Consider the following 24,020-nt stretch of genomic DNA (forward strand, 5'->3'; position numbering starts at 1 on the left):
CCCTGTAGGAGTGAGCCTGCTCGCGATGGGGCCATCACCTTCAACATCGATGGCGACTGATCCACCGCTCTCGCGAGCAAGCTCGCTCCCACAGGTTTTGTGACTATTTGACGGTTATCGAAAAGCCCAATTTTCTGCCACGATTTGAAGATGAGAAACCCCATGAAACCACGTGCCCGTGACCTGAACATTCAGTTCGGCCAACTGCAACCCGGCCCCCTCAATGCCATCACCGATGTACCCGGCGTCCGCGTCGGCCACAGTGAAGTGCGTGGCCGTACCGACAGCGGTCGTGACATCCACACCGGCGTCACCCTGATCGAACCGCGTGCCGGTTCCACCAACCAGCAACCGTGCTTTGCCGGTGTGCATGTGCTCAATGGCAACGGTGACGCTACCGGTCTTGAGTGGATTCGCGAAGCCGGCCTGCTGACCAGCCCGATCGCCTTCACCAACACCCACAGCCTGGGCGTGGTGCGCGATGCGCTGATTGCGCTGGACCGACAGGCCCAGCCCGATGACGGCCGGTTGTACTGGAACATGCCGGTGGTGCTGGAGACGTTCGATGGCTTGCTCAGCGACATCAATGGTTTCCACGTCAAGCCCGAGCACGTGGCCCAGGCACAGCGCAATGCCGTCGACGGACCGGTGATCGAAGGCGCAGTAGGCGGTGGCAGCGGGATGATCTGTCATGAGTTCAAAGGCGGGATTGGCACGTCCTCGCGACGCTTGAGCCCGGCGCAAGGCGGCTGGACCGTTGGCGCCATCGTCCAGGCCAACCATGGCATTCGCAACGAGTTGCGTGTCGACGGTTACCCGGTCGGGCGCTACATGGAACAGGTCGACTCACCCTTCCTCAAAGCCTCGCTACCCTATCCGGGCATGGGTTCCATCGTCGTCTGCCTGGCCACGGATGCGCCGTTGCTGCCGCACCAGTGCACACGCCTCGCGCAGCGTGCCAGCCTGGGATTGGCCCGCACCGGTGGCGGTAACGAGGACCACAGCGGTGACATCTTCATTGCCTTCGCCACCGGCAACCAGCACGTGCCACCCGCCGCCTATGAAGGCAAAGGCGCGCCGACATGCGACAACCTGCGCATGGTCAACAACGATCACATCAGCGAGTTGTTTCTGGCCGCGACCGAGGCCGTGGAAGAAGCCATCATCAATGCGCTACTGGCGTCTGACACGGTGGAAGGCAACGGCCATACGGTGAAAGGACTGGATGCGCAAACGTTGCTCAAGGCATTGCGCCAGGCGGGTTGGCCAGGCCAGCGCTGACAGAATCGCCCGATGCCACGCATCGGGCGGTCACTGATTATTTCTCCAACACCAGCAGCGGCGTGCCTTTCTTCACAATGTACGTCGCCAGCTCCGACGCTTTACCGCCACCCACGTTCCTCGCGACATGCGCCGTGCCCTCCGGGATGTACAGTGAATCGCCAGCCTTGAGCGTGACCGGTGGCTGGCCCTCCAGCTGATACTCAAACGAACCTTCGATAACATAAGCCACTTCCACTCCGGGATGCGAGTGTTTAGGCGAGGTCACGCCGGCATCGAAATCGACACGCACCTGAATCACCTCACGCTCGGCCGCCCCCAGGTCTTTGCGCACCAGATCGGTACGGTGGATGCCGGACTGCCAGCTTTTGCCAGGCTGCGCCTCATGGCCTGATTCGCCAGCCTGCGAAAAACTCGCGAAAGCTGCCAGTGAAAGAACGGCAAGGGCAATGCCTGAGCGGCCAGCAGTGTTGCGGGAAGTGATACGGGACATCGCGATTCTCCAATGATTGCCGTCAATACGGTGAGCCCATTTAGAGGGTGCGGTGTATCCCGCTCGTGTCACGCAGGCCATGGTTTTGTATGCGAAGTTGGCTGCTGGCCCCGCGGATACGTAGCGATACAAACATGCGCCCGCGAAGACCGACTGTCTGCAGAAATGCCCACCGTCACCAGACAGCTGACATTCACCGGGGACTCACTTCAATGCGCTCATTGACCCTGAACCACTGCGACCGGATCCGCCCCACGCCCCCCCTTGAAGGCGTCACGTCGTGCTTTGCGTTCAGCGGCGTAGGCTTCGCTGGGTGTGCTGATCAGTTCGCCACGGCGCAACGGTTCGCCGCAATGTGCGCACAACGGCCCCAGCCCTGCGGGATGTCGACAGGTGGCGTGGGTGTAAACGACCGCCAGCCCCTCCTCCTCTGACTTGCACCAGGTTTCACCCCAGGCGCGCAGTGCCAGCACCACGGAATAGAACGCATCGCCTTTGGGCGTCAGGTGGTACTCGTAGCGCGGGGGCCGCTCGCTGTAGGCGCGGCGCACGACCAGCCCGTCAGCCTCCAGGCGTTTGAGACGGGTGGCGATCATTTGCGGGGTCCCGGCGGTTTGCGCCTGGATCTCGTCGAATCGATGGCTGCCCATGAACAACTCGCGCAGCACCAGAACCGTCCAGCGGTCGCCGACGACGGCCTCGGCCCGTGAAATCGGGCACAGGGTTTCAGGAACAGGTGTATTTACCGACATGCGGTCTTGCCTCTCTTGCGGTTACTATGATTATCATATCAACATGATATCCGGGCAAGCGCCGGACATCGGTCACTCAACATTCCAGGAGAACACCGCCATGTCAAAAGCCCTCTATCCCCTCGACAGAACCGCTTATCTGTTGGTCGATCCTTACAACGACTTCCTCTCCGAGGGCGGCAAAGTCTATCCATTGATCGAACCGATCGCCGCCCAAGTCGGCCTGCTCGACAACTTGCGCGCACTCGACCGCACCGTCCGCGCCCTCGACATTCCGGTGGTCATCGTACCGCACCACCGCTGGGAAAAAGGCGACTACGAAAACTGGGATCACCCGAGCCCCACCCAATGCAAGATCATGCACATGCATCACTTCGCGCGTGGCGAATGGGGTGGTGAATGGCACCCGGATTTCGCGCCGAAGGACGGCGACATCGTCGTTCAGGAGCACTGGGGCTCGAGCGGTTTTGCCAACACCGACCTTGATTTCCGCCTTAAGCAGAAAGGCATTACCCACGTGATTATCGTTGGGTTGCTGGCCAATACCTGCATCGAGGCTACCGCACGTTACGCGCAAGAACTGGGCTATCACGTCACCCTGGTGCGCGACGCCACGGCGGCCTTCAAGCCTGAAATGATGCACTCGGCCCATGAACTGAATGGTCCTACGTTCGCTCATTCCATCGTGACCACACCCGAACTTATCGCCACGCTGACCCAAGGTGACCGCCCATGAACTTGACAGGCAAGCTCATGATCGGCGCTCGTGATGTGAGCGGTTCTGAAGGAACGATGAAGGCGCTCAACCCTGCCACGAACCAGTTGATTGAACCGGATTTCGCCCTGGGTGGCTCGGCCGACGTCGACCGGGCCGCGACCCTCGCTGATGCAGCGTTCGATGTTTACAGCCATACCTCGCTGGCCAAGCGCGCCGCGTTCCTCGACAGCATCGCCGACAATCTCGATAAGGTCCGTCAGGCGCTGGCGGCCCGAGCCGCACTCGAAACCGGCGTGCCCGAGGCGCAACTGGAGGGCGAAGCGATAAAAGCCGCCACCCAGTTTCGCCAGTTTGCCGATGTCGTACGCAGAGGACGCTTCCTGCAACTGGCCATTGATCCGGCACAACCTGATCGTCAGCCGCGTCCGCGCATGGACCATCGTTTGCAGAAGATCGCCCTCGGCCCGGTAGCGATTTTCGGCGCGAGCAACTTCCCTATCGCCTATTCGGTTGCCGGCGGTGATACCGCTTCGGCACTGGCCGCTGGCGCAACCGTGATCCTCAAGGCGCATAACGCGCATCCCGGGGCTTCGGAAATTCAGGCACACGCCATCCGCGACGCCGTGCAAGCGCACGATCTGCCCGAAGGCGTGTTCTCGATGGTGCGCGGTGACGGTAACGCCATCGGTGAAGCGCTGGTCGATCACCCGCTGATCAAAGCGGTGACGTTCACCGGTTCGGAACGTGGCGGCATGGCGCTGTATCGCCGTGCGCAACGGCGTCCCGATCCGATTCCGGTGTTCACCGAGATGACCAGCATCAACCCGACGTTCATCCTGCCCCATGCGCAGGCGGCAAAAGGTGCGCTGATCGGTGACGGCTTTATCGAGCGCATGCTGGTCAACGTCGGGCAAGCCTGCTTGAAACCCGCGCTGTTGATTGCCATCGACGGGCCTGGCTTTGAGGCCATGCGCGCCGCGATGATCAAGCGCGTCAACGAGGCGTCAGCGCGACCGATGCTGACACCCGGCATTCACGCAGCCTATTTGAACGGTCTTGGCCAGATCGAGGACGCAGGGGCACGGCGTATTGGCGAAGGTTCACCGGCCATTGCGGCACTGGAGGGCGCCTCAGCGTTGCTGGAAGTCGACGGCGATCAATTCCTGAGCGAAGCGCTGCTGGCTGAAGAAGTCTTCGGCCCGTCAGCGCTGTTGGTGAACGTCAGGGATGAGGCAGAAATGCTCGCTGTGGCGCGTTCGCTGCGGGGGCAACTGTCGGCGGCCATGCACCTTGAGGATGAGGATCTGCCCTTGGCGCAGCGCTTGTTGCCCGTGCTGGAGCGCCGCACCGGACGCATCGTCGTCAATGCCTTCGCGCACCCGCAGGAAGTGACGTTTGCCACCGTTCACGGTGGACCGTTTCCGGCGACGTCGGACAGCCGCTTCACGTCGGTCGGCATGACCTCGATTGAGCGGTTCTTGCGCCCGGTGGCTTACCAGGGTTTTCCGCAAGCGCTACTGCCGCAGGTGTTGCGAGACGCAAACCCGCTGGCGTTGCCTCGCCTCATTGACGGTGTCTAGAACGGGGGCTCGGGGTTCAATGCCGGGCCATCAGGCCATGCAGGACCCCGAACCTCAACCCGCCCTCGGAAGGCGTCATCTGCGAGATACCGAAGACTTTGAACGCCGCCAGCATCACCACCAGCCCACCCGGCAAGGTGCTCAAACGGTGGTTTTGCAAGCCGGCCAACTTGAGCTGTTTCACATGCCCCACTTCCAGCAGGCGCAACGACAGGCGCAGCAGGCCGCTGTAGGTGATGCCGCTTTCGCCGTCGTCGTTCATGCCGTTGGCCTTGAGCACTTTGGCGAGCATCCGTGCGGTCCCCGACGAGCCGATGGCCTGCTGCCAACCCAACGCTCGATAACGCCGCGCGACTTTTTCAAACTGCAGCGTGGCCACCCGTTCCGCCTCCAGCAGTGCCGGAGCCGTGATGCAACCACCGGAAAAATAACGCGCGCCAAAGGTGCCGCTGCCAATCGCAATGCTCTCGGTCAACAGCGGTTGAGTGCCCTGCCCCAGAATCAACTCGGTGGAACCGCCGCCGATGTCCACCACCAGTCGCATGCTAAGCGGACTGGGGATCGAATGGGCCACACCGGCGTACACCAGATGCGCCTCTTCGTGCCCGGAAATCACATCGATGCGAAAGCCGAGATGACGCTCGGCGCTCGCCAAAAACAGTTGTGCATTGTCGGCCTCGCGCACTGCGCTGGTCGCCACCGCCCGCACCCGCCCAGGTTCGAATCCGCGTAGCTTTTTGCCGAATCGCGAGAGCGCCTGCCAGCCACGGTCCAGCGCCATTTCATCCAGCGCTCCGCCCTGAAAACCCTCCGACAAACGGACAGGTTCACGCAGGGTTTTCACCTCGTGAATCATCCACTTCTGGTTCCGTTTGACCGGTTGGCCAATCATCATGCGAAACGCATTGGAGCCCAGGTCGATGGCTGCAAACAGGGAGGCGTCTCCTTTCATGGGGCGGATTCCTGGCAATTTCATCAGCCCGCGGACGGAGTTCCGCTGAGCGCTCAAGACGGTTTGCGAGGATCCTGCCATGGGTTAGGTGACACCAAGATGACACCACGGTTTTTTTCACTATGTCTTCATCGTCACTTGTCCGTCACATCCCCCGGCCTAGCATGGCCACCTCCACCTCTGTCGGGACTCGGACCATGCATTTAGACAACGACACCCTGATTCAACGTATCCATCGTGAGCTGCTCGACCACAGCGACGAAGAGCTGGAACTGGAGTTGATGGAGGACGGACACGACCTTAACGCACTGTTCGATGAGCACGTCGGTGACAGCCGCGAAAAAGAACAGCGTCGCCGCTATTTCAGCGAGCTGTTCCGCCTGCAGGGTGAACTGGTCAAGCTGCAAAGCTGGGTGGTGAAAACCGGGCATAAAGTGGTGATCCTGTTTGAAGGACGCGACGCAGCGGGCAAAGGCGGCGTGATCAAGCGCATCACCCAGCGGCTCAATCCGCGAGTCTGCCGGGTCGCCGCCCTGCCCGCCCCCAACGACCGCGAGCGCACCCAATGGTATTTCCAGCGCTATGTCTCGCACCTGCCGGCCGCCGGCGAAATCGTGCTGTTCGACCGCAGCTGGTACAACCGTGCGGGCGTCGAGAAGGTCATGGGTTTCTGCAACGACGACCAATACGAAGAGTTTTTCCGCACCGTGCCGGAGTTCGAACGGATGCTCGCCCGTTCCGGTATCCAGCTGATCAAATACTGGTTCTCGATCTCCGACCAGGAACAGCACCTGCGCTTCCTCAGCCGCATTCATGACCCGCTCAAGCAATGGAAGCTCAGCCCGATGGACCTGGAATCCCGCCGTCGCTGGGAGGCGTACACCAAGGCCAAGGAAATCATGCTGGACCGCACCCACATCGCCGAAGCGCCGTGGTGGGTAGTGCAGGCCAACGACAAGAAACAGGCCCGACTCAATTGCATCCACCACCTGCTGGGGCAGATGCCGTATGAAGAAGTGCAATCCCCGGTGATCGAGCTGCCAGAACGCGTGCGCCAGGAACACTACACGCGCAGCCCGACGCCACCGGAACTGATCGTGCCGCAAGTATATTGAGACCGACGGGGGCGCATGCGCGCCCAACCGTCATCATTGTGTAACCTTGCGCCAACAATACTGACGCCATACACCGCGTGCTTTTTTTTGGGCTGCCTTTTGGGGCGGCTTTTTTTTGTCGGCTGGTTTGTACACCTCAGGCCGCTGGGTGAGCTCGTACTAGCCATTTTCGACTTCGGCTACGGCTCGCATCGCAGGCGCTTTCGCGTATCGCGACAGTCCAATCTTGAGAATAACCAACAGAGGGGCAGCAACGACAAAGAGCATCGCGACTGCGAAGAACGCGGTATCAAAAGCAATCACAGTAGCCTGCCCTGTCACGACCTTGCCCAACAGGCTCGTCGCGGCACGACCGGCGGAGACTGGGTCCATGCCCTTTCCCGCCAGCATCGCACCTGTGGTGGTCAGCCGTTCGATGAGTGCGTTCCCTCCTGGCGTAACGTTGGCACCAAGGACCGCGCTATTGATGACAACGTGATGCTCGATCAGCGTCTGGAGCCCCGCGACGCCCATCAAGCCCCCCAATTGCCGCCCTGTGTTGAACAGGCCAATGCCACAGGCGAGGTTGCGGCTGTTGAGGTCGCTGAAGGCGATCAGCGTGATCGACAGAAACAGGAAACCAAGGCCCAGGCCTCGTAGCAGGATGGCGGTCATCATGCTGGCCGTGCCGCTTTCGCTGGTCGAACCGGACAGCATCCACATGGCCCCCATGATCATCAGGATGCCAAAGGGCACGGTCGCCACAGGGGGAACGTGGCGGACTTTGAAGAGAAAGGCCGCGATAAACAGTGAACCGATAAAAAAACCGCTACTGGGCAACAAGAGCAGGCCGGCCTCCGTCGGGGTGAACGCGAGCACCGACAGGGCAAACGCCGGAATCAGGAACGCGCTGCCGAACAACGCAGCACCGGCGACGAAACTGACGATAAAGGCAAAGGTAAATTCGCTCGATTTGAACACGGTGAAATCGAACAGCCCCTGGCCTTTGACCAACAGTTGCTGACCGATAAATGCCAGCAACGCGCCGCCGCCAAGCATCGTCAGCAACAGAATGTGCGGTTCCTCAAACCAGTCCCAGCGGCTGCCCTGACTGAGCACGTAGGTGAAACAGAACAGCGTCGTAGCGATCAGTGCGAAGCCGAGCCAGTCGAAGGAGCGTTGTCGCGCACTGGCAGGCACCGGGTGGTCGGCGATGAGCAAAAGACCGGACGCCGCCAAGGCCAGCGGCACCACGCTGAAGAAAATCCAGGTCCAGGACTGGCTGTCGATCAGCCACCCTTGCAGGGCCGGCGCGACCGTCCCGGGTGCGACCACCGAACCCATGGCGAACAGGGCTTGCAGGATTGGCTGCCAGGACCGCGTATACGCGCGAAATATCAGCGCCTGCCCCCCGACCAGCAGGATCCCCGCAGCGAAACCCTGGATAACGCGAAGCGCAACCAGCAGGTCCAACTGAGCGGTAATGGCGGCCATGCAGCACGCCAGCCCCATTAACAGTGTTGAGCCGGTGATCACATGACGCGGATAGAAACGGCTCAACAGCCACGGGGCGGTCATGAACCCGATCAGCTTTAGCGCGATGTAGCCAACGTCCAGCCAGGCGAACTCATCAGGCGTGGCATAGGTGTCGCCGATAATGTCGCCGCGTCCGAGCGATAGAACGGTGCTGGCGATCGCTTCCGTCAACGTGGCCAGCACGATCCCCGTCATGAGCAGCACGCCGGAGGTGGCACTGACAGGGCTGCGCGTGGCGACAGTCGTGTTCATGAGTCATCCCCGCTCGCCACTTCAACCCGCGCGGACAGACCCGGCACGATGCGCCCCGGCATTGGGTTGTGGGCAAAGCGGATCTTTACCGGAACCCGCTGCACGACACGCACAAAGTTACCGGTCGCGTTGTCGGGCGGTAGCAAGCTAAACGCCGAACCACTGCCCGGTGCAAAACTGTCGACCACGCCGGCAATGGCCTGGTCGGGATAGCCATCGACCGTGATACGCACACGCTGGCCGGGATGGAGGGTTTCGAGCTGGGTTTCCTTGAAATTGGCCACGACCCATACATCGTTGACCGGCACGATGTCGAGCAAGGCAACGCCCGGTGTCACGAACCGGCCGAGTCGAATCTGCCGGTTGCCGACAACACCCGCCACCGGCGCACGCACCACGGTGTGGTCAAGATCGATCTGCGCGAGATCACGCGCGGCCTGCGCTTGCGACACAGCCGCCTCGGCCGCCGCTCGTTCGGCCACGAACACGGCGATGTTTTGTTGTTGCGCCTCGACCGTTGCCGAAGCAGCCGAAACCGACGCCTCGGCTCTGGATTGCGCGGTGCCGGTTTCATCGACCAGTGCCTGGCTGACCGCGTTGCTGACGATCAACTGGCGGCTGCGGTCATGGGTCTTGGTCGCCAGGCTCATCTCGGCGGTGGCCGAACGGCGTTGCGCTTCGGCCTGTCGAATCAACGCATGTTGCAACTGGATCTGTGCATCGACATGGGTCAGGCGTGCCCGGGCTGCGCTGACATTGGCCTCCGCTTGCGCCAGTCTGGCGCGATAGTCGCGCTCATCGATACGAAACAGCACGTCACCGGCCCGTACAGTCTGATTATCCTCAACCTCCAGCGCTGTGACATAGCCACCGACTTTGGCGGCGAGCGACGTAACATCACCGCGGACATAGGCATTATCGGTCGAGGTCACACCACTCGAAAATGCAATAACCACCCAGGCCGCCATAACCCCTACAGCAGCGACGCACAGCAGTTTGCCGATGGTCTGGCGCTTGCTTCGCGGCGCAATGACAACAGGAGTGCCGGCGTCAGCGCCAATGGCGGCATTGTCCTGGAGCGAGTTCATATTTTTATTTCCTGTTCAGTGCCTGGAACAACCGCTGCCGCCGGGCGGCAGAGTCTGCCGCCCGGCTGTCGAACATTCACGAGCGCGTTGACCGGCTCATTTTTTGATCGGTGTGACGAGTTCCTTTTCGTTGGTGTCGAGGACGAACACTGCCAGCAGGCGTGCAGGCTCGGTATCGCTGGCGTTGGCGCTGACCTCATGCACGGAGCCCGGCTCCTCTACGAAGTTTTGGCCGACGGTGTAGATCTTTTCCGGTTCGCCTTTGACCTTGATGCGAAACGAGCCTTCCAGGACCGTTGCATAGATGAAGGCCGTTTTTGGATGGGTGTGGGCCGGCGACGCAGCGCCCGGCCCGTACTCGACGACGACGCCTTTCATGCTCTTGCCAGGAAGATTGGGAATGGGACGGTCGAACACGACCGTCACCTTACCGTGGGGCGGCTCAGCGGCGGACGCTGCGCTGATCGATAGCACTGCGAAGGCCGCGGCCAACAGGATTCGAGTAACCATGGGATGGCTCCTTCGTGGGTGGGAATGTGAGGGTGCGGGCCGTTATCGGGCCTTCGATTGAGCGATCCAGTCTTCGAAGCAGATCGCCCCCAGCCGTGGATTCTTGCCAGGCACCAGCGATTGATCGTCGAGCACGGCGCCGAAGTAACGGGCGTGCACGTCCGGCAGGACCTTGCGGCTGTCCCCAGTCGCCCGCAGAAAACGCCTGGCGAGTTCGTCAATCGGCATCGCTTCCGGGCCACCCACTTCAACCGTGCCATTGACCGGTGCTGCCAGCACCACATCGGCCAGCGCCGCCACCACATCGTCGGACGCTATCGGCTGGATCAGCGCCGGCGAGACACAAAACTCCTCGCCGACGGCGAACGACTGGACGATACCTTCGACAAACTCGAAGAACTGCGTGGCACGCAGGAGGGTGTAAGGAATGCCGGATGCCTTGATCAGGTTTTCCTGCGCGACCTTGGCCCGAAAATAACCGCTGTCGGGAAGGCGTTCGCTACCGACGATCGACAGGGCTACGTGATGACGAACCCCGGCGGCCGCTTCGGCGGCCAGCAGGTTACGCGTCGATGTTTCGAAAAAATCAAGCACGGCCTGGTCTTCCCACGACGGCGCGTTCGCCACGTCCACAACGATGTCAGTACCATCCATCGCTGCGGCCAGGCCTTCGCGGGTGATGCTGTTCACGCCCGTGCTGGGGCTGGCGGCGACCGCGTCGTGGCCGCGCTCGCGAAGGGTGTTCACAAGTTTCGATCCGATGAGGCCGGAGCCTCCGATAACTACGATCTTCATGGCTGTTCTCCACGTGTCGACGGCAACCATTGCGTCGGTGTAGAGAGATTGCATGCGCGCACGCGGCAAGTCCTTGCAGCGGGCTTGGATTTACCTTCATGAACGCTTGGATTTGCGTCCAAAGCAGTGGTTATTCGTCCATCGTCACCGTGGACCATGCAACGGGTTTCGAGCTGTCGTATTATCAATCTCAACTAAATATCACCAGCAGCCTGGGACACGGAGTTGAAGGCGCTTTGCCAGGGGACGCCCACGTTGCAATTCGCGTTTGAAGACTTCGTGCTCGATCAAGAGCGCCGGGAATTGACCTTGCGTGGGCAAGTCGTGGCCGTCGGGCCACAGACTTTCGATCTATTGCTGTACCTGGTGTGCAACCGCGATTGCGTTGTCAGCAAGGACGACCTCCTCAAAGCCGTGTGGAGCGGCCGGATCGTCTCGGAGTCGACGATCACCAGCCACATCAATGCGGTGCGTAAAGCCATCGGCGATACGGGCGAAGAGCAGCGCCTTGTCCGCACAATTGCCCGTAAGGGTTACCGCTTCGTCGGGCACATCAACGTCGACAACAGCGAGCAAGCACGACACCCTGGCGTCGACGAACACGCGGCCTCCAGGCAAACGCCCTCCTCTGCGCTGCTTCTCCCGGACAAACCGTCGATTACGGTCTTGCCCTTCCAGAATCTGAGCGGCGATCCAGAGCAGGAATACTTCGCCGACGGCGTGGTAGAGGACATCATCGTCGCCCTTTCAAGGATCCGCTGGCTGTTCGTCATCGCGCGCAATTCGAGCTTCACCTACAAAGGTCAGGCGGTGGACATCCAGGGCATCGGTCAGACGTTGGGCGTTCGCTACGTGCTCGAAGGCAGCGTGCGCAAGTGCGGGAACAAGGTGCGCATCACCGGGCAGCTCATCGACGCGACCAGTGGCACGCACCTCTGGGCGGAACGCTTCGAAGGCCTGATCGACGACATCTTCGAGTTGCAGGATCAAATCGCCGAAAGTGTCGTGGGTGCCATCGCGCCGCAACTGGAACGGGCAGAAATCGAACGCGCCAAACGCAAACCCACCGAAAGCCTGGACGCCTACGATTATTACTTGAGGGCCATGGCAAAACTGCACAGCGGCACCCGCGAAGCCATCGCAGATGCCCTGCCGATGTTCAACACAGCCATAGAACTCGACCCCGAATTCGCCTCAGCCTATGGCATGGCCGCCTGGTGCCACTTCTGGCGCAAGCTCAATGGCTGGATGAGCGACCGGCCTGCCGAAATCGCCGAAGGCACACGGCTTGCGCGCCTGGCGGTGACACTCGGACGCGACGATGCCGTCGCGTTGACGCGCGGCGGACATGCGCTTGCTCATCTGGCCGGTGATGTCGATGGCGGCATTGCTCTCCTCGACAGGGCACGCCTGCTCAACCCTAACCTCGCCCCCGCCTGGTTCCTGGGCGGCGTCTTGCGCGCGCTGCGCGGTGAAACTGAAGGCGCCATCAAGGACTTGACCCATGCCGTTCGCTTGAGTCCGGTGGACCCCGAAATGTTCAGGATGCAGATTGGGATGTCGCTCGCGCACTTCTTCGCCGGCCGCTTCGACCTCGCTACGCAATGGGCGGAAAAAGCCTTGGGCAACCTACCCAATCTGCTGGCCCCGGTGGCCTTGGTGGCGGCCAGTTACGCGCTCAGCGGACGCATGGACAAAGCGAAGCAGGCCATGCAGCACCTGCGAGCGCTGGATCCGTTGTTGCGGGTTTCTAATCTGAGGGATTGGCTGCCTATTCAGCGTGCGGAGGACCTTGCACGGTTTACGGAGGGACTGCGGCGGGCGGGGTTGGAGGAGTGAGCTGGGGATGGCTGACCGTAGGAATGTCAGACAGTTGACCTCTTCAGGCAGAAAAGCGGTTCGCGTGTTAATCAGAACTGCCAAACCCACGAGACTCATGATCGGTAGACCGCTGAACGATTTAGCCAAACTGTTGAATCAACCGGTTGAATCCACCCCCTAAAGCGTCCCTTCATAACCGGTAGCCGCCAGTGCTAAATGAGTTTTTGCGATGGCCCGCGCAGCCAAAAAAATGGCCCGCATGCGGGCGGGCCAAATGGGGATTTTTCAAAGGAGCAAGGGTAATCTGCGCTCCAGTCTGTGAGCACTGCGTGAAAAACATGTCGCCGAAACGAAAGCATTCGGTCGAAGCAAACACACTACTGTTGCTGATGCAGGTATTTCTGAATGGCATCAATTTCAAGTTTGCTTGGCTTTACACCGTTGTCAGACTTGAAGCTAGCGCTAGCCCAATGCGGCATTGGCGCCTTCAGAGGCTTCCCATGGTCGTCGATACCGCTCAGCACGGCGCGCTCGAATACTTTTGATTTCCACTCACTGGCATCTCCGGCCAGCTTGGGCGCCGATCCTCCCGCGCCTCGAGGCCCGTGACAACCAACACAGTTATCTTGAAAAAGTACTTCTCCATCTGGCGGTGATGCCATGGCCGATGAGCAGGTGAGTAGGGCTATGAGCGTCAGAAATGCGCATTTCATTTTAGGCTCCCGGCGACCCAACGATGACGTGAGCGGCTTAGGGGCGCTAAGTGAGAGCCTAGCAGCTGGCGAAGCCTGCTACAGGACGGTGTCGTTCTTACTCGGTCAGGCGTTCGTATTGCCCGACCGGGTAAACGAGTACCGATCGATATCCGTCCGTAGCGTCCAGCCCTGACGTTGCCAATAGCGGGCCGCCGCCTCATTGGTCTTGAACACATCGAGATGGCACTTGAGGATACCGAGTGGCTCAAGACTCGACAGGCAACGCTCCACCAACGCATTCGCAATGCCCTGACGCCGAAACGCCGGCTCGACAATCAGGTGCTGCAAGTACCCTCGACGCCCGTCGTGGCCCGACATGATGCAACCGCACACCACGCCGTCGACTTGCGCCACAAAGCTCAACCCGGGGTTGCGTTCCAGATAGCGGGCAGTGGATTCACGCGAGTCTGCGTCACGCAGCGAGACGCCGGGCGTGCGCCGCAACAGTTCGATGACGGTTTCGTAATCGTCCAGGGTCATGACACGAATGTTGAACATTGAGTGCGCCTGAAAGTGGGAATTGTCTGGCGCAGAAGCCTATCAGATGCGATTCCGACGGGCAGAATTGTATCGATCTGTATGTTCGCCGGCGATCTTACACAGCGATACACAACGGCCGGTTCCAGACACACACGCACGACATGAGGGTGCAAAAGTGCGCCACGTCGCAAGGACTTCCCTGAACCCGCGACCTGAACACACAAGCCCTATACCCTCAGCAGGAACTTGCCATGATCAATCAAATCGACACTGTGCTGTACACCGGCAAAACCCACACCACCGGCGGCCGTGACGGTCAGTCCAAAAGTTCGGACGCACGCCTGGACATCAAGCTGTCCCCGCCCGGTTCGTCAGGCAGCGGCACCAATCCGGAACAGTTGCTGGCGGCGGGTTGGTCGGCGTGTTTTATCGGTGCGATGGGTAAAGCGGCGGTCGCATTGAACGTGACACTTCCGAGCGACGTGGCCGTGGATACCGAAATCGACCTGGGCAAAACCGATAACGCTTTTTTCCTCCAGGCACGCCTCAATGTCAGCTTTCCAGGCCTGGATCCAGCCGTCGCCCGCGCCGTGGTGGACGCGGCTCATCAAACCTGCCCGTACTCCAAAGCGACCCGTGGCAACATCGATGTCGAGATCAATCTGGTGTGATCCGGCCCGCTGGAACAGCCTGCCTTTCGGGGTGGGCCGTGCCGATAGCAGTTTTCCGTCCTGCCGTGTTTTTCACAGGACGAAATCGGTCTAAAGAGCGCGCTTTACACTGCGCATGCTTTGCTATTCTGAAGGTGTAGGTGAAGACGCAGACTGATGCGCAAGCGGATAGCAAGGAGACGTGGGGCACGTCCCGAAGGGTACACGGTTAGAAAGATCTCCGCGCTGAGATCCAGCCCTTACGCCGTGTGAAGCAGAAGTACATAACACTGTTCTGTCAGAGTCCTGATAAACCTTGTAAGCCAGAAACCAGCACTGGCCACCTACTCGAAATCCGAAGCCCGCCTTGTGCGGGCTTCTTCGTCAACGCCCCCCCACCTATCAGCAGGACTCTGCGCTTACTGAACGTTTTTCAGCTTGACCACATCACCGGAGATTTTGGTGGTGTAACCGGTCAGGACCCAGGCCCAGAACCAGTTTTCCTGCACTTGGGTGTTGATCATCGCGTCGCCGCCCTTGGCTTTGATCGCCGCGTCTTGCGCGCGAACAAAACGGCTGTTCTGCCGGATCGGGATCACACCAAACAGCAACAGGCCGGTAGCGGATGCTTCGCTGTGGCCGAGGACGGTGTATTGGCTGGCGTCATAATGCTGGGTGTTCATCGGGGCACCGGTGCAACCCGCCAAAACCAGACCGAACAGAGCAACCGCGACAACTTTACTGAGGTACTTCACTGAAAAACTCCATGAGAATGTGCCCGGGATCCGTCTCTCGGGCGGCGCACACTCTAACGGAGGTGATGGCCAATTGGTACTACCCACAAAAAATTGCGCTGGTGTTCTCCCGATTTGTGCTCACTTGACCGGTTTACGCCGAGCGGCCGCCCGCGACAGGTTGAGCGCCACGGCGGACTTGATCAGTGCCTTCAACGCCTTTTCATCGAGCTTTTCGCCCTCATGCACATCAATGGCACGTCGGGTATTGCCTTCCAGGCTGGCATTGAACAGCCCTGCCGGATCCTCCAGCGCGGCGCCTTGGGCGAAGGTCATTTTGACCACGCTTTTGTAGGTCTCCCCGGTGCACAGGATCCCGGCGTGAGACCAGACCGGCACGCCCCGCCACTTCCATTCCTCGACCACCTCGGGATCGGCCTGACGGATCAACGTTCGAATGTGACCGAGCATCTCGCCCCGCCAATCGCCCAGTTCCTTGATTCTGTCGTCTATCAACGCCGAGGCGTCCTGCGTCACGGCAGCCTGTGCAACGGGCTCGTCCTTCTTCATACAGTGATCACCTGCTTCATGATGGTTTTGACCCGCCTCATGATAGTTGTCGCTCGTCCACCGCTCGAGCGTCACTGACTGACGGCGCCCCCGTCCGGCACGATCTGCGCACAGCGTTTCCTCTGCCACCGGCTTAATGCCAAAATGCAACGCTCAGGTCACCCGTCCAGCCCCTGCCCCGCGTCATGCAGTGCAACGAGAATCGATATGAACCCCCATTTTCAGATAAGTGATGCCCCTGAATCCCACGTCTCCCATCAGCCGCCGGCGGTCACAGCATGATTGAAGTCACTGAGGTTTCCATTGCGCAACTGCGTGCTGCGCTTGAATCCGGCCAGACCACGGCGGTCGAGTTGGTAGAGGCTTATCTCGCCAGGATCGATGCCTACGACGGCGCCGACACCCCTACCGCCCTCAACGCGGTGGTGGTTCGCAACCCCGACGCGCTCAAGGAAGCGCAAGCGTCGGATGCCCGTCGGGCCAAAGGCGAAACGCTGGGCCCGCTCGACGGCATCCCCTACACGGCCAAGGACAGCTATCTGGTAAAGGGGCTGACCGCCGCCTCCGGAAGCCCGGCCTTCGCCAATCTGATTGCCTATCGCGATGCGTTCACCATCGAACGCCTGCGCGGTGCCGGTGCCATCTGCCTGGGCAAGACCAACATGCCGCCCATGGCCAACGGCGGTATGCAGCGAGGGGTCTATGGTCGTGCCGAGAGCCCGTACAACGCGGACTACCTTACCGCGCCTTTCGCTTCGGGTTCGTCGAACGGTGCCGGCACCGCAACTGCTGCCAGTTTCGCCGCGTTCGGTCTTGCGGAAGAAACCTGGTCGAGTGGGCGCGGCCCAGCATCGAACAATGGCTTGTGCGCCTACACGCCCTCGCGCGGGGTGATTTCGGTGCGCGGTAACTGGCCGCTGACACCGACCATGGACGTGGTCGTGCCGTTCGCCCGGACCATGGCGGACCTGCTTGAGGTGCTCGAGATTGTCGTGGCCGAAGACCCGGACACCCGCGGCGATCTGTGGCGGATGCAACCCTGGGTGCCGATTCCGAGTGTCTCCTCGGTGCGCCCCGCTTCCTATCATGACCTGGCCGCACAACCTGAGGCTCTCGCCGGCAAGCGTTTCGGCGTGCCGCGCATGTACATCAACAAAGATCTTGAAGCCGGCACCAGCGAGGCGCCGGGTATCGGCGGGCCGACCGGGCAGCGCATCAACACCCGCGCCTCGGTAATCGGTCTATGGGAAGCGGCTCGCAAGGCCCTCGAAGCCGCCGGCGCTGAAGTCGTCGAAGTCGATTTCCCGCTGGTCTCCAACTGCGAAGGCGACCGTCCGGGGGCACCGACCGTGTTCAATCGCGGCATCGTCTCCAAGGAGTTCCTGCACCACGAATTGTGGGACCTGACGGCCTGGGCGTTCGATGATTTCCTTCAGGCCAATGGCGATCCCAAACTGAATCGCCTGGTTGACGTCGACGGGCCGCTGATTTTCCCCCACGACCCCGGCACGCTGCCCAACCGCGAGGGCGATCTGGCGGCCGGCATGGACGAATATGTGCGGATGGCTGAACGCGGCATTACGCCGTGGAACGAGATCACCACCGTGCCTGATGGCTTGCGCGGGCTTGAACACACGCGGCGTATCGATCTTGAGCAATGGATAGATCGCTTGGGACTGGACGCGGTGCTGTTCCCGACCGTCGCCGACGTGGGCCCGGCGAACGCCGATGTCGATCCTGCGTCTGCGGACATTGCGTGGAGCAATGGCATTTGGGTCGCCAATGGCAACCTCGCCATCCGCCACCTCGGCGTTCCGACGGTCACGGTGCCGATGGGCGTGATGCCGGACATCGGCATGCCTGTCGGGCTGACGTTCGCCGGTCGCGCCTATGACGATTCGTCGCTGCTGCGCCTGGCGTCGGCGTTTGAAGCCACCGGGAGCAAACGCTTGATCCCGCCGCGCACCCCGCCGCTGCCAACCCGGCCGTAAACATTGAGCGGGATTGGTGCGCTACAGGCTCCAATCCCGCTCAATAATTCAGCCCTTGGCCGCCATTGCGGTGACTTCCACACGCATGCCTTCGACCGCCAAAGCGGCCACGCCCACAGCGGCGCGAACCGGCCACGGCTTGGCGAAGAAACGCTTGTAGACCTCGTTGAACGCGGCGCGATCAGCCATGTCGGTGAGGTAGATGGTCAGGTGCAACACCCGATCCATCGAACTGCCAGCCCCTTCCAGTGCTGACTTGAGCGCTTGCAGCGTGCATTCGCTCTGCTCGACGATGCCACCCAGTTCCAGACTGCCGTCGGCGCGGGTAGGGATCTGAGTGGAGACCAGCAGCCCACCAAAACCGGCAACGTCGGAGGAGATGGAGTCCTGGTCTGGATCAGGGATGAACGTGATGTCTTGGTTAGCCATGAGGATCTCGCGCTTGAGGTGAAAAGGGGCTGTTGCGTATCAGCCGCGCAGTTTACATCCATCTCATTTAATCGGGGCGCAGCAACCCGGAAGGAACCACCGTTTCGATCAGCCCGGTCGTCACGTCGTACACCAGCCCCGTCACCGTGAAACCACCCGGCAGGTTCGGATTGGCCTTCAGTGCCGCCACGTCAACTGCCACCGCTTTATAAGGGTCATCGATTTCAAGCGCCGCCAACTTGTCTGTCTCGACGCCCATGTGTCTGGCCATCGTCTCAAACAGCGCCGCGGTCACACAGTGCCTTGACCACGATACCAAGGGCGGCGAAGAAGTGAAGATCCTGCGCGACAATATGCCCTTTGGCAGTCCGGGTGCGGGCGAGTTTGGCACGTACTTCATCGGCTACGCCCATTCGCCCGATCCCCTTGAACAGATGCTGGAGAACATGATTGTCGGCCGACCACCGGGCAATTATGTCCGCTTGCTGGATTTGCGCACTGCCTTCACTGGCGGCTTGTTTTTCATCCCTTCGGCAGACTTGCTGGAACAACTGGCGGACCGCAAGCCCTGAGCCGCGGGCGCAGCCTTCATGAATGACGGCTGCGCTCTGCTAGTTCGGATCGAGCAACCCGCCGCTCCAGTTGCGCGATACCCGGCTGCCGGTGAATTTCGCCACCACCATGCCCTGCGGCACCAGCCGATCGCGATAGCGAGTGACCATGCGCCCCGCTTGCTCGGCGACCAAAACCATCTCGGACGATGGATCGCCCGGCCGCCGCAGAATCCGCGCAAAGCGCTGCCCTTCTTCGACGAAATCGCCCAGTTCTTTTTCAAAGATCAACACGCCGGGCTGCGGCGCCAGAATGGTTTCCATGTGGCCCATTTCCATCGCCTCGACGGGCCAGTCAGCGGGTGCCTGCGCCTCATCGATGACCCCGCAGCCGCATAGCCAGACGTACAACCCTTCGGCGTCCTGCTCGGCAAACCGGTCGCTGACGTCGCCTTGCCCGCGCAACTCCAGTATCGCCGCCATGCGTTGGTCGGTGACGCCGTCGCGCAGCCATGGCGCAATGAGGGTCTCTTCGAAAGAGCCATCGCCGCCGTCATCCCAGATGATCGCCACGTCCATTTTCATCGCGGCGGCCAATTCACGACCACGGGGCCAGAAACGGCGGTGGACGTAGAGGTAGGGCATTGCTTCGTCATCGGTGTGCAGGTCGAGCATCACGTCCGCCGGGGCCGCGAGCTGCACCAGTTTTTTTTGCCATTCCTGGACGTTGGTCGAGGGTTGGGCCATGGCGGCCGACTGGTCGAACCCGCGGTTGAAGTTATGCCCGGTGGCGTCGTGAAAGCGACCGAGAAGGCGTCCTTGGCGAAACTGCCCGATGCCCAGCGGATTGGCTTGCGGCACCACCGTCACGCGGCCGTTGAGCCGCCCCTGGGCCTGGGCGACCTCAAGCTTCTGCATCAGCAGATGCAACACCAGCATCCCGGCGATTTCATCCGCATGCACCCCGGCCTGGAGGTGCACGGTCGGGCCGCTGCCATGGCCGTCGTAGCGCCACGCGCCGACCTGCACCGAGTCACCGTTGTTGTTGCGAACACTGAACGAAACATCCTGCGCCATCTGCTTGTCCTCCCGCGTCACGAACGTTAAAAACCGACACGTTGCCAAGGCCGAACTGGAGATTGAACGCACGTTCAACTAAGCTCGCCAACCAGGCAACACACCCAAGGAATCCTTGTGACAGTCCCTTCCACAAAAAACCGCCGCGCTGAACCGGACGAGCGTCGCGAAATGCTGGTGGCCGCCACCCTGCGCTGCCTGGTGCGCGACGGTCACGCCGGCATTTCCGTGCGCCGCATCGCCACCGAGGCCGGGGTGTCCGTGGGGTTGCTCAATCACCATTTCGGCAGCATCGATGCGTTGATTGCCGACACCTATCAAAAGATCGCCAGCGAGCTGACCACCGCCCTGCTCCAGGAGATCCAGCAGGCCGGCACGCCCGCGCAGAAGATGGACGCGTTCCTCACCGGTTCCTTCTCGCCTCGGGTCATGGACCCGCAATTGCTTGGGGTCTGGGTGGTGTTCTGGAGCCTGATCCGGCACTCAGAACACGTCAGCCAATCCCACGAAAAAAGCTACCGTGCCTACCTCGACCTGCTCCGCCAACTGCTGGATGACATGGCGGCCAGCGAAGGTTTCGTGATCCACGACACGCGCCTGGCTGCCATCGGCTTATCGGCGATGCTCGACGGTCTCTGGATCGAGTGGTGCCTGAACCCCGAAACCTTCAGCCCCGCCAACGGCCTCCACATCTGTCGCTGCTGGATAAAGGGGCTGCGACACGGAGCATTCAGCACCGACGACGTCCTGTGAGGGGTGACGGCCGAAGATCATCGCCAGGGTGCCGCTGACGGCGATCAGCCCGGCACCGACCATCAGCGACACGTCCATCAGCGTGCCCCAGATCAGGCTCGACAAGAGGAACGCCCAGATCAGCCCGGTGTATTCGAACGGTGCGAGCAACGTGGCCGTGGCCCGCTGAAAACTGGCAAACAGCAGAAACTGGCCGATGCCGCCGACCAGCCCGGCGCCGAGCATCCCGAGCCACGCGGGGGTGGGTGCGGGTGTGTAGGTCCAGGGCAACGCCACTGCCATGCAAATCACAAACACCACGTTGGTGATCAACATCTGTTCGAGCACGGACGTCTGCTCATCTACCTGGCGCAACTGGATGTAGGTGAACGCCCAGCACATCGCCGCCAACAACGTCAGCACCACCGGCACCGGATCGACCAGGTTGCTCGGGCGGCAGGCGATGATCACACCAACAAAACCGATGATCAGGCTGAGCCACTGCCAGCCGCTGGCGCGTTCCTTGAGAATCACCGCCGCCAGCACCGTAACCATGATCGGTGCGGAAAAATACAGCGTGGTCATTTCCGCCAGGGTCAGGTCCCGGGCCGCCGTGTAATACAGCACCCAGGCAACAATTGACAACAACCCGCGCACCACCAGCAAGCGTCGGCTCGGCGAGCGCCAGGCGCGCTGGACCAAACGCAAATGCCCGGCCAGCAGACAGGCCAGGACCACCACAAGGGCGCGCCAGAACAGAATGCTGACCACCGAATAATCCGCCACCAGCCACTTGATGGCGGCGTCCTGCAGGGCCAGGAACGTATAACCCAAGGTGCACAGGCCAATGCCTTGCAACGACCGGTCAACCATCCTTGGCGTACTCATTACACTGACCTGCGCACGGGTGTCCCGCGCCGTTCGGCAAAGGCAAACAGCGCTTCGATCATGAACGTCAGGCAGACATACACGCCGGCCACCAACAGCAACGGTTGATAGACTTGCAGCGTTTGCGCCCGCACCACGTTGGCGGCGCCCAACAGATCGACAATCGCAATGGTCGAGGCCAGTGCGGTGGACTTCAGCAGCATCACGGTCTCCCCGGCCAGGGTCGGCAACAGCAGACGCAACGCCCTGGGCAAACGCACCCGCAGCAACGACTGGCGCGGGGTCATGCCAAACGCCGACGCCGCTTCCATTTCCCCTTTGGGCACCGCCAGCAACCCGCCGCGAATCACTTCGCCGACATAGGCCCCTACCGACACCACCAAGGCAAACACGATGTACCAGTAACCGTCGCGCAGGTATGGCCAGAGGAAGCTGCCGCGGATCAACGGGAACTGCGCAAACAGGCTGCCGAGGCCGTAGTAGAAGATGTAGATCTGGATCAGCAACGGCGTACCGCGCGTCACGCTGGTATAGAAGAGGCTGACCTTGGCGATCACTTTGTTTTTCGAGATCCGGGCCAGCGCCACCAGCACTGCGAGCGCATAACCGAACACGCTGGAAATCAACAAAATGGTGATGGTCGTTTGCAGCCCCCGGCCCAACAGCGCCGCGTATTCAACTATCCACGCTGGAATCATTTCATTCACTCAGCCAAAGGCATCCAGCGACGGATGCGTCGCTCAAGCCGTCCCGACAGGTAGTTGGACACCAGCGTCACGGCGTAATACATCGCCGCGGCGGTGAGGTAGAACAACAGGTAGTGACGCGTCGAGCCCGCGCCTTGCTTGGCGGTGTACAGCAACTCGTTGGTGCCGACCACGCTGATCAATGCGCTGTCCTTGATCAGGTTGATCCACAGGTTGGCCATCCCGGCCATGGCGTAAGGCGCCATGATCGGCAGCGTGACCCGTCGGAACAGGCCGAAGCCGCTCAAGCCGAACGCTTTGCCTGCCTCGATCTGACCGAACGGAATGGCCTGGATCGCCGCCCGGAAAATCTCCGAGGCGTACGCGCCCTGCACCAGCCCCAGCACCACAATCGCCGCCAGCGGACCGCTGACATTCACCGTGTCGTAGCCCATCTGCGCCATCAGCGAATTGAGCAGCATCGAACCGACGTAGTACAGCAGCAGGATCAGCAACAACTCCGGAACCGCACGGAATAACGTGGTGTAACTGCGCATCAGTGCCGCGATCGGTTTCGGCGCGCCCAGCTTGAGGCAAGCCACCACCAGCCCGATCAGGAGCCCGAGCACAAACGCCCCGGCGGAAATCTGCAGGGTCATCCAGAGCCCTTTCAACAGCGCACTGCCCCATCCTTGTTCGCTGAAATTGATCAAATCGAACATTGCCGGCATTTCACTCTCCCGTTAAAGCACCACCGGACCTTGTGGGCGCGAGCTTGCTCGCGCCCACAGGGTTTTGCATCGGCCACAGGATCTCTATCAGAACGCCGGTTTCACGCTGGTGCCGAAGTAGTGTTGGGACAGGTCGTCATAGTCCTTGCTCGCCAGCAAGGTCTTGATCGCCGTGTCGAGTTTGGCCTTGAGCTCGGTGTCGTCCTTGCGCAAACCGGCGCCCACGCCTTTGCCAAAAATCGGGTCGTAAGGCACTGCGCCGAGGTAGGCCAGGTCCTTGGCATCCGGGGTCTGGACGAAGGCCGCCATGGCCGTGCCGTCCGCCATCATCAGGTCGATACGACCGGCAATCAGGTCGGCGTTGGCCGAGTCCTGGGTGTCGTAATACTTCACGTCGGCAATTTTTTCGTAGTACGTCTTCAGGTAACTGGCGCTCACCGTGGAGTTCTGCACCCCAATGGTTTTGCCCTTCAGGTCATCCGGGTACTTCTTAACAGACGCGTCCTTCGGCCCGACAATCGCGATCACCGAATCGTAGTAAGCCTTGCTGAAGGCGATCTGTTTTTCCCGTTCTTCAGTGACCGACATCGAGGAAAAAATCACGTCGATCTTCTTCGCCAGCAACGAAGGAATGATGCCGTCCCACGCCACTTCCTTGATTTCACACTCGGCTTTCATCTCGCTGCACAGCTTGTGGATCAGGTCGACTTCGAAGCCCTTCCACTCACCGTTGGCCTGTTTCTCGGTGTACGGCGGATAGGGTTCGGCCGCGACCGCGAACCTGATCGGTTGCGCCTGCGCCGCGCTCATGCCAGCCAGCAACAAGCAGGCCGCGCCGGTAAACCAGTTTGCCAAACGTCGATTTCCCATGATT

At 61.0% G+C, this 24,020-nt stretch carries 25 protein-coding genes and 2 pseudogenes; 9 read left to right on the plus strand and 18 right to left on the minus strand.

Features of this window, described 5'->3' with window-relative positions; all coding sequences use genetic code 11:
* The first annotated feature begins 162 nt into the window (after positions 1–162).
* Positions 163–1,281: a P1 family peptidase gene (locus tag D882_RS0119115; RefSeq protein ID WP_027924713.1), complete on the plus strand. Its 1,119-nt coding sequence runs from the start codon at positions 163–165 to the stop codon at positions 1,279–1,281.
* A gap of 37 nt (positions 1,282–1,318) precedes the next feature.
* On the opposite strand, the gene D882_RS0119120 is transcribed toward D882_RS0119115, so the two are convergent.
* Positions 1,319–1,774: a cupin domain-containing protein gene (locus D882_RS0119120; protein ID WP_027924714.1), complete on the minus strand. Its 456-nt coding sequence runs from the start codon at positions 1,772–1,774 to the stop codon at positions 1,319–1,321.
* A 218-nt stretch (positions 1,775–1,992) separates the two neighbouring features.
* The gene (locus D882_RS0119125) at positions 1,993–2,526 is read right to left on the minus strand and encodes a helix-turn-helix domain-containing protein (RefSeq protein WP_027924715.1); all 534 of its coding nucleotides are present in this window, start codon (positions 2,524–2,526) and stop codon (positions 1,993–1,995) included.
* Between the two features lie 100 nt (positions 2,527–2,626).
* Between D882_RS0119125 and D882_RS0119130 the strand changes: the two genes are divergently transcribed.
* Positions 2,627–3,262, plus strand: coding sequence for an isochorismatase family cysteine hydrolase (locus D882_RS0119130; RefSeq protein ID WP_027924716.1), 636 nt, complete (start codon positions 2,627–2,629; stop codon positions 3,260–3,262).
* Positions 3,259–4,824, plus strand: a complete 1,566-nt coding sequence (locus tag D882_RS0119135; RefSeq protein ID WP_027924717.1) for an aldehyde dehydrogenase (NADP(+)) — start codon at positions 3,259–3,261, stop codon at positions 4,822–4,824. The genes D882_RS0119130 and D882_RS0119135 overlap by 4 nt, the downstream gene beginning before the upstream one ends.
* Positions 4,825–4,840: 16 nt before the next feature.
* Here the strand turns inward: D882_RS0119135 and D882_RS0119140 are convergent, their stop codons facing one another.
* On the minus strand, positions 4,841–5,776 hold the full coding sequence (locus D882_RS0119140; protein ID WP_027924718.1) for a Ppx/GppA family phosphatase: 936 nt from the start codon (positions 5,774–5,776) through the stop codon (positions 4,841–4,843).
* A gap of 197 nt (positions 5,777–5,973) precedes the next feature.
* Here D882_RS0119140 and ppk2 point away from each other — a divergent pair, with 197 nt between their 5' ends.
* The gene (gene ppk2 / locus D882_RS0119145) at positions 5,974–6,891 is read left to right on the plus strand and encodes a polyphosphate kinase 2 (protein WP_027924719.1); all 918 of its coding nucleotides are present in this window, start codon (positions 5,974–5,976) and stop codon (positions 6,889–6,891) included.
* Between the two features lie 159 nt (positions 6,892–7,050).
* Here the strand turns inward: ppk2 and D882_RS0119150 are convergent, their stop codons facing one another.
* The 4 genes from D882_RS0119150 to D882_RS0119165 form a co-directional block, all read right to left on the minus strand.
* Complete coding sequence (locus D882_RS0119150) at positions 7,051–8,658, minus strand: MFS transporter (RefSeq protein ID WP_027924720.1); 1,608 nt, start codon at positions 8,656–8,658, stop codon at positions 7,051–7,053.
* On the minus strand, positions 8,655–9,746 hold the full coding sequence (locus D882_RS0119155) for an HlyD family secretion protein (RefSeq protein ID WP_027924721.1): 1,092 nt from the start codon (positions 9,744–9,746) through the stop codon (positions 8,655–8,657). The genes D882_RS0119150 and D882_RS0119155 overlap by 4 nt, the downstream gene beginning before the upstream one ends.
* Before the next feature lie 96 nt (positions 9,747–9,842).
* Positions 9,843–10,256, minus strand: a complete 414-nt coding sequence (locus D882_RS0119160) for a cupin domain-containing protein (protein ID WP_027924722.1) — start codon at positions 10,254–10,256, stop codon at positions 9,843–9,845.
* 42 nt (positions 10,257–10,298) lie between these two features.
* Positions 10,299–11,051, minus strand: a complete 753-nt coding sequence (locus D882_RS0119165; protein ID WP_027924723.1) for an SDR family oxidoreductase — start codon at positions 11,049–11,051, stop codon at positions 10,299–10,301.
* A gap of 255 nt (positions 11,052–11,306) precedes the next feature.
* Here D882_RS0119165 and D882_RS0119170 point away from each other — a divergent pair, with 255 nt between their 5' ends.
* Complete coding sequence (locus D882_RS0119170) at positions 11,307–12,890, plus strand: winged helix-turn-helix domain-containing protein (RefSeq protein WP_027924724.1); 1,584 nt, start codon at positions 11,307–11,309, stop codon at positions 12,888–12,890.
* A gap of 359 nt (positions 12,891–13,249) precedes the next feature.
* Here D882_RS0119170 and D882_RS0119180 read toward each other — a convergent pair whose 3' ends face one another.
* Together D882_RS0119180 and D882_RS0119185 are read right to left on the minus strand one after the other, a co-directional pair.
* Positions 13,250–13,585: a cytochrome c gene (locus D882_RS0119180; protein WP_027924725.1), complete on the minus strand. Its 336-nt coding sequence runs from the start codon at positions 13,583–13,585 to the stop codon at positions 13,250–13,252.
* A gap of 105 nt (positions 13,586–13,690) precedes the next feature.
* Complete coding sequence (locus D882_RS0119185) at positions 13,691–14,125, minus strand: GNAT family N-acetyltransferase (protein WP_027924726.1); 435 nt, start codon at positions 14,123–14,125, stop codon at positions 13,691–13,693.
* A 233-nt stretch (positions 14,126–14,358) separates the two neighbouring features.
* On the opposite strand from D882_RS0119185, the gene D882_RS0119190 reads away from it, so the two are divergent.
* Positions 14,359–14,778: an organic hydroperoxide resistance protein gene (locus D882_RS0119190; protein WP_027924727.1), complete on the plus strand. Its 420-nt coding sequence runs from the start codon at positions 14,359–14,361 to the stop codon at positions 14,776–14,778.
* A 398-nt stretch (positions 14,779–15,176) separates the two neighbouring features.
* Here D882_RS0119190 and D882_RS0119195 read toward each other — a convergent pair whose 3' ends face one another.
* A complete protein-coding gene (locus D882_RS0119195) occupies positions 15,177–15,512 on the minus strand; it encodes a hypothetical protein (RefSeq protein ID WP_027924728.1) in 336 nt (111 codons plus the stop codon).
* Between the two features lie 120 nt (positions 15,513–15,632).
* On the minus strand, positions 15,633–16,061 hold the full coding sequence (locus D882_RS0119200) for a DUF1801 domain-containing protein (protein ID WP_027924729.1): 429 nt from the start codon (positions 16,059–16,061) through the stop codon (positions 15,633–15,635).
* Between the two features lie 278 nt (positions 16,062–16,339).
* On the opposite strand from D882_RS0119200, the gene D882_RS0119205 reads away from it, so the two are divergent.
* Positions 16,340–18,052 carry an amidase gene (locus tag D882_RS0119205; protein ID WP_027924730.1) on the plus strand — a complete coding sequence of 571 codons (1,713 nt, stop codon included), beginning with the start codon at positions 16,340–16,342 and terminating at the stop codon, positions 18,050–18,052.
* 48 nt (positions 18,053–18,100) lie between these two features.
* Here the strand turns inward: D882_RS0119205 and D882_RS0119210 are convergent, their stop codons facing one another.
* A complete protein-coding gene (locus D882_RS0119210) occupies positions 18,101–18,481 on the minus strand; it encodes a RidA family protein (protein WP_027924731.1) in 381 nt (126 codons plus the stop codon).
* Between the two features lie 67 nt (positions 18,482–18,548).
* Entirely contained in the window at positions 18,549–18,740 is a 192-nt protein-coding gene (locus D882_RS0119215; protein WP_027924732.1) for a hypothetical protein, read from the minus strand.
* 32 nt (positions 18,741–18,772) lie between these two features.
* Between D882_RS0119215 and D882_RS01000000131240 the strand changes: the two are divergent.
* A pseudogene (locus tag D882_RS01000000131240) lies at positions 18,773–19,053 on the plus strand (Dyp-type peroxidase); the annotation flags it as partial.
* A 39-nt stretch (positions 19,054–19,092) separates the two neighbouring features.
* Here D882_RS01000000131240 and D882_RS0119225 read toward each other — a convergent pair.
* Positions 19,093–20,109 carry a succinylglutamate desuccinylase/aspartoacylase family protein gene (locus D882_RS0119225; protein ID WP_027924734.1) on the minus strand — a complete coding sequence of 339 codons (1,017 nt, stop codon included), beginning with the start codon at positions 20,107–20,109 and terminating at the stop codon, positions 19,093–19,095.
* A gap of 171 nt (positions 20,110–20,280) precedes the next feature.
* Between D882_RS0119225 and D882_RS1000000132150 the strand changes: the two are divergent.
* Positions 20,281–20,766, plus strand: a pseudogene (locus tag D882_RS1000000132150) (TetR family transcriptional regulator C-terminal domain-containing protein); the annotation flags it as partial.
* On the opposite strand, the gene D882_RS1000000133205 reads toward D882_RS1000000132150, so the two are convergent.
* The 4 genes from D882_RS1000000133205 to D882_RS0119250 form a co-directional block, all read right to left on the minus strand.
* Positions 20,722–21,729 carry a DMT family transporter gene (locus D882_RS1000000133205; protein WP_027924735.1) on the minus strand — a complete coding sequence of 336 codons (1,008 nt, stop codon included), beginning with the start codon at positions 21,727–21,729 and terminating at the stop codon, positions 20,722–20,724. The pseudogene D882_RS1000000132150 and the gene D882_RS1000000133205 overlap by 45 nt on opposite strands.
* Entirely contained in the window at positions 21,729–22,427 is a 699-nt protein-coding gene (locus tag D882_RS0119240; RefSeq protein ID WP_027924736.1) for an ABC transporter permease subunit, read from the minus strand. Before D882_RS0119240 ends, D882_RS1000000133205 begins: the two co-directional genes overlap by 1 nt.
* 5 nt (positions 22,428–22,432) lie before the next feature.
* The gene (locus D882_RS0119245; protein ID WP_027924737.1) at positions 22,433–23,146 is read right to left on the minus strand and encodes an ABC transporter permease; all 714 of its coding nucleotides are present in this window, start codon (positions 23,144–23,146) and stop codon (positions 22,433–22,435) included.
* A gap of 87 nt (positions 23,147–23,233) precedes the next feature.
* Entirely contained in the window at positions 23,234–24,016 is a 783-nt protein-coding gene (locus D882_RS0119250; protein ID WP_027924738.1) for a transporter substrate-binding domain-containing protein, read from the minus strand.
* Positions 24,017–24,020: the final 4 nt, after the last annotated feature.

Source organism: Pseudomonas sp. URMO17WK12:I12 (assembly GCF_000514395.1).
In the GTDB taxonomy this organism is placed as follows: Bacteria; Pseudomonadota; Gammaproteobacteria; order Pseudomonadales; family Pseudomonadaceae; genus Aquipseudomonas; species Aquipseudomonas mucoides.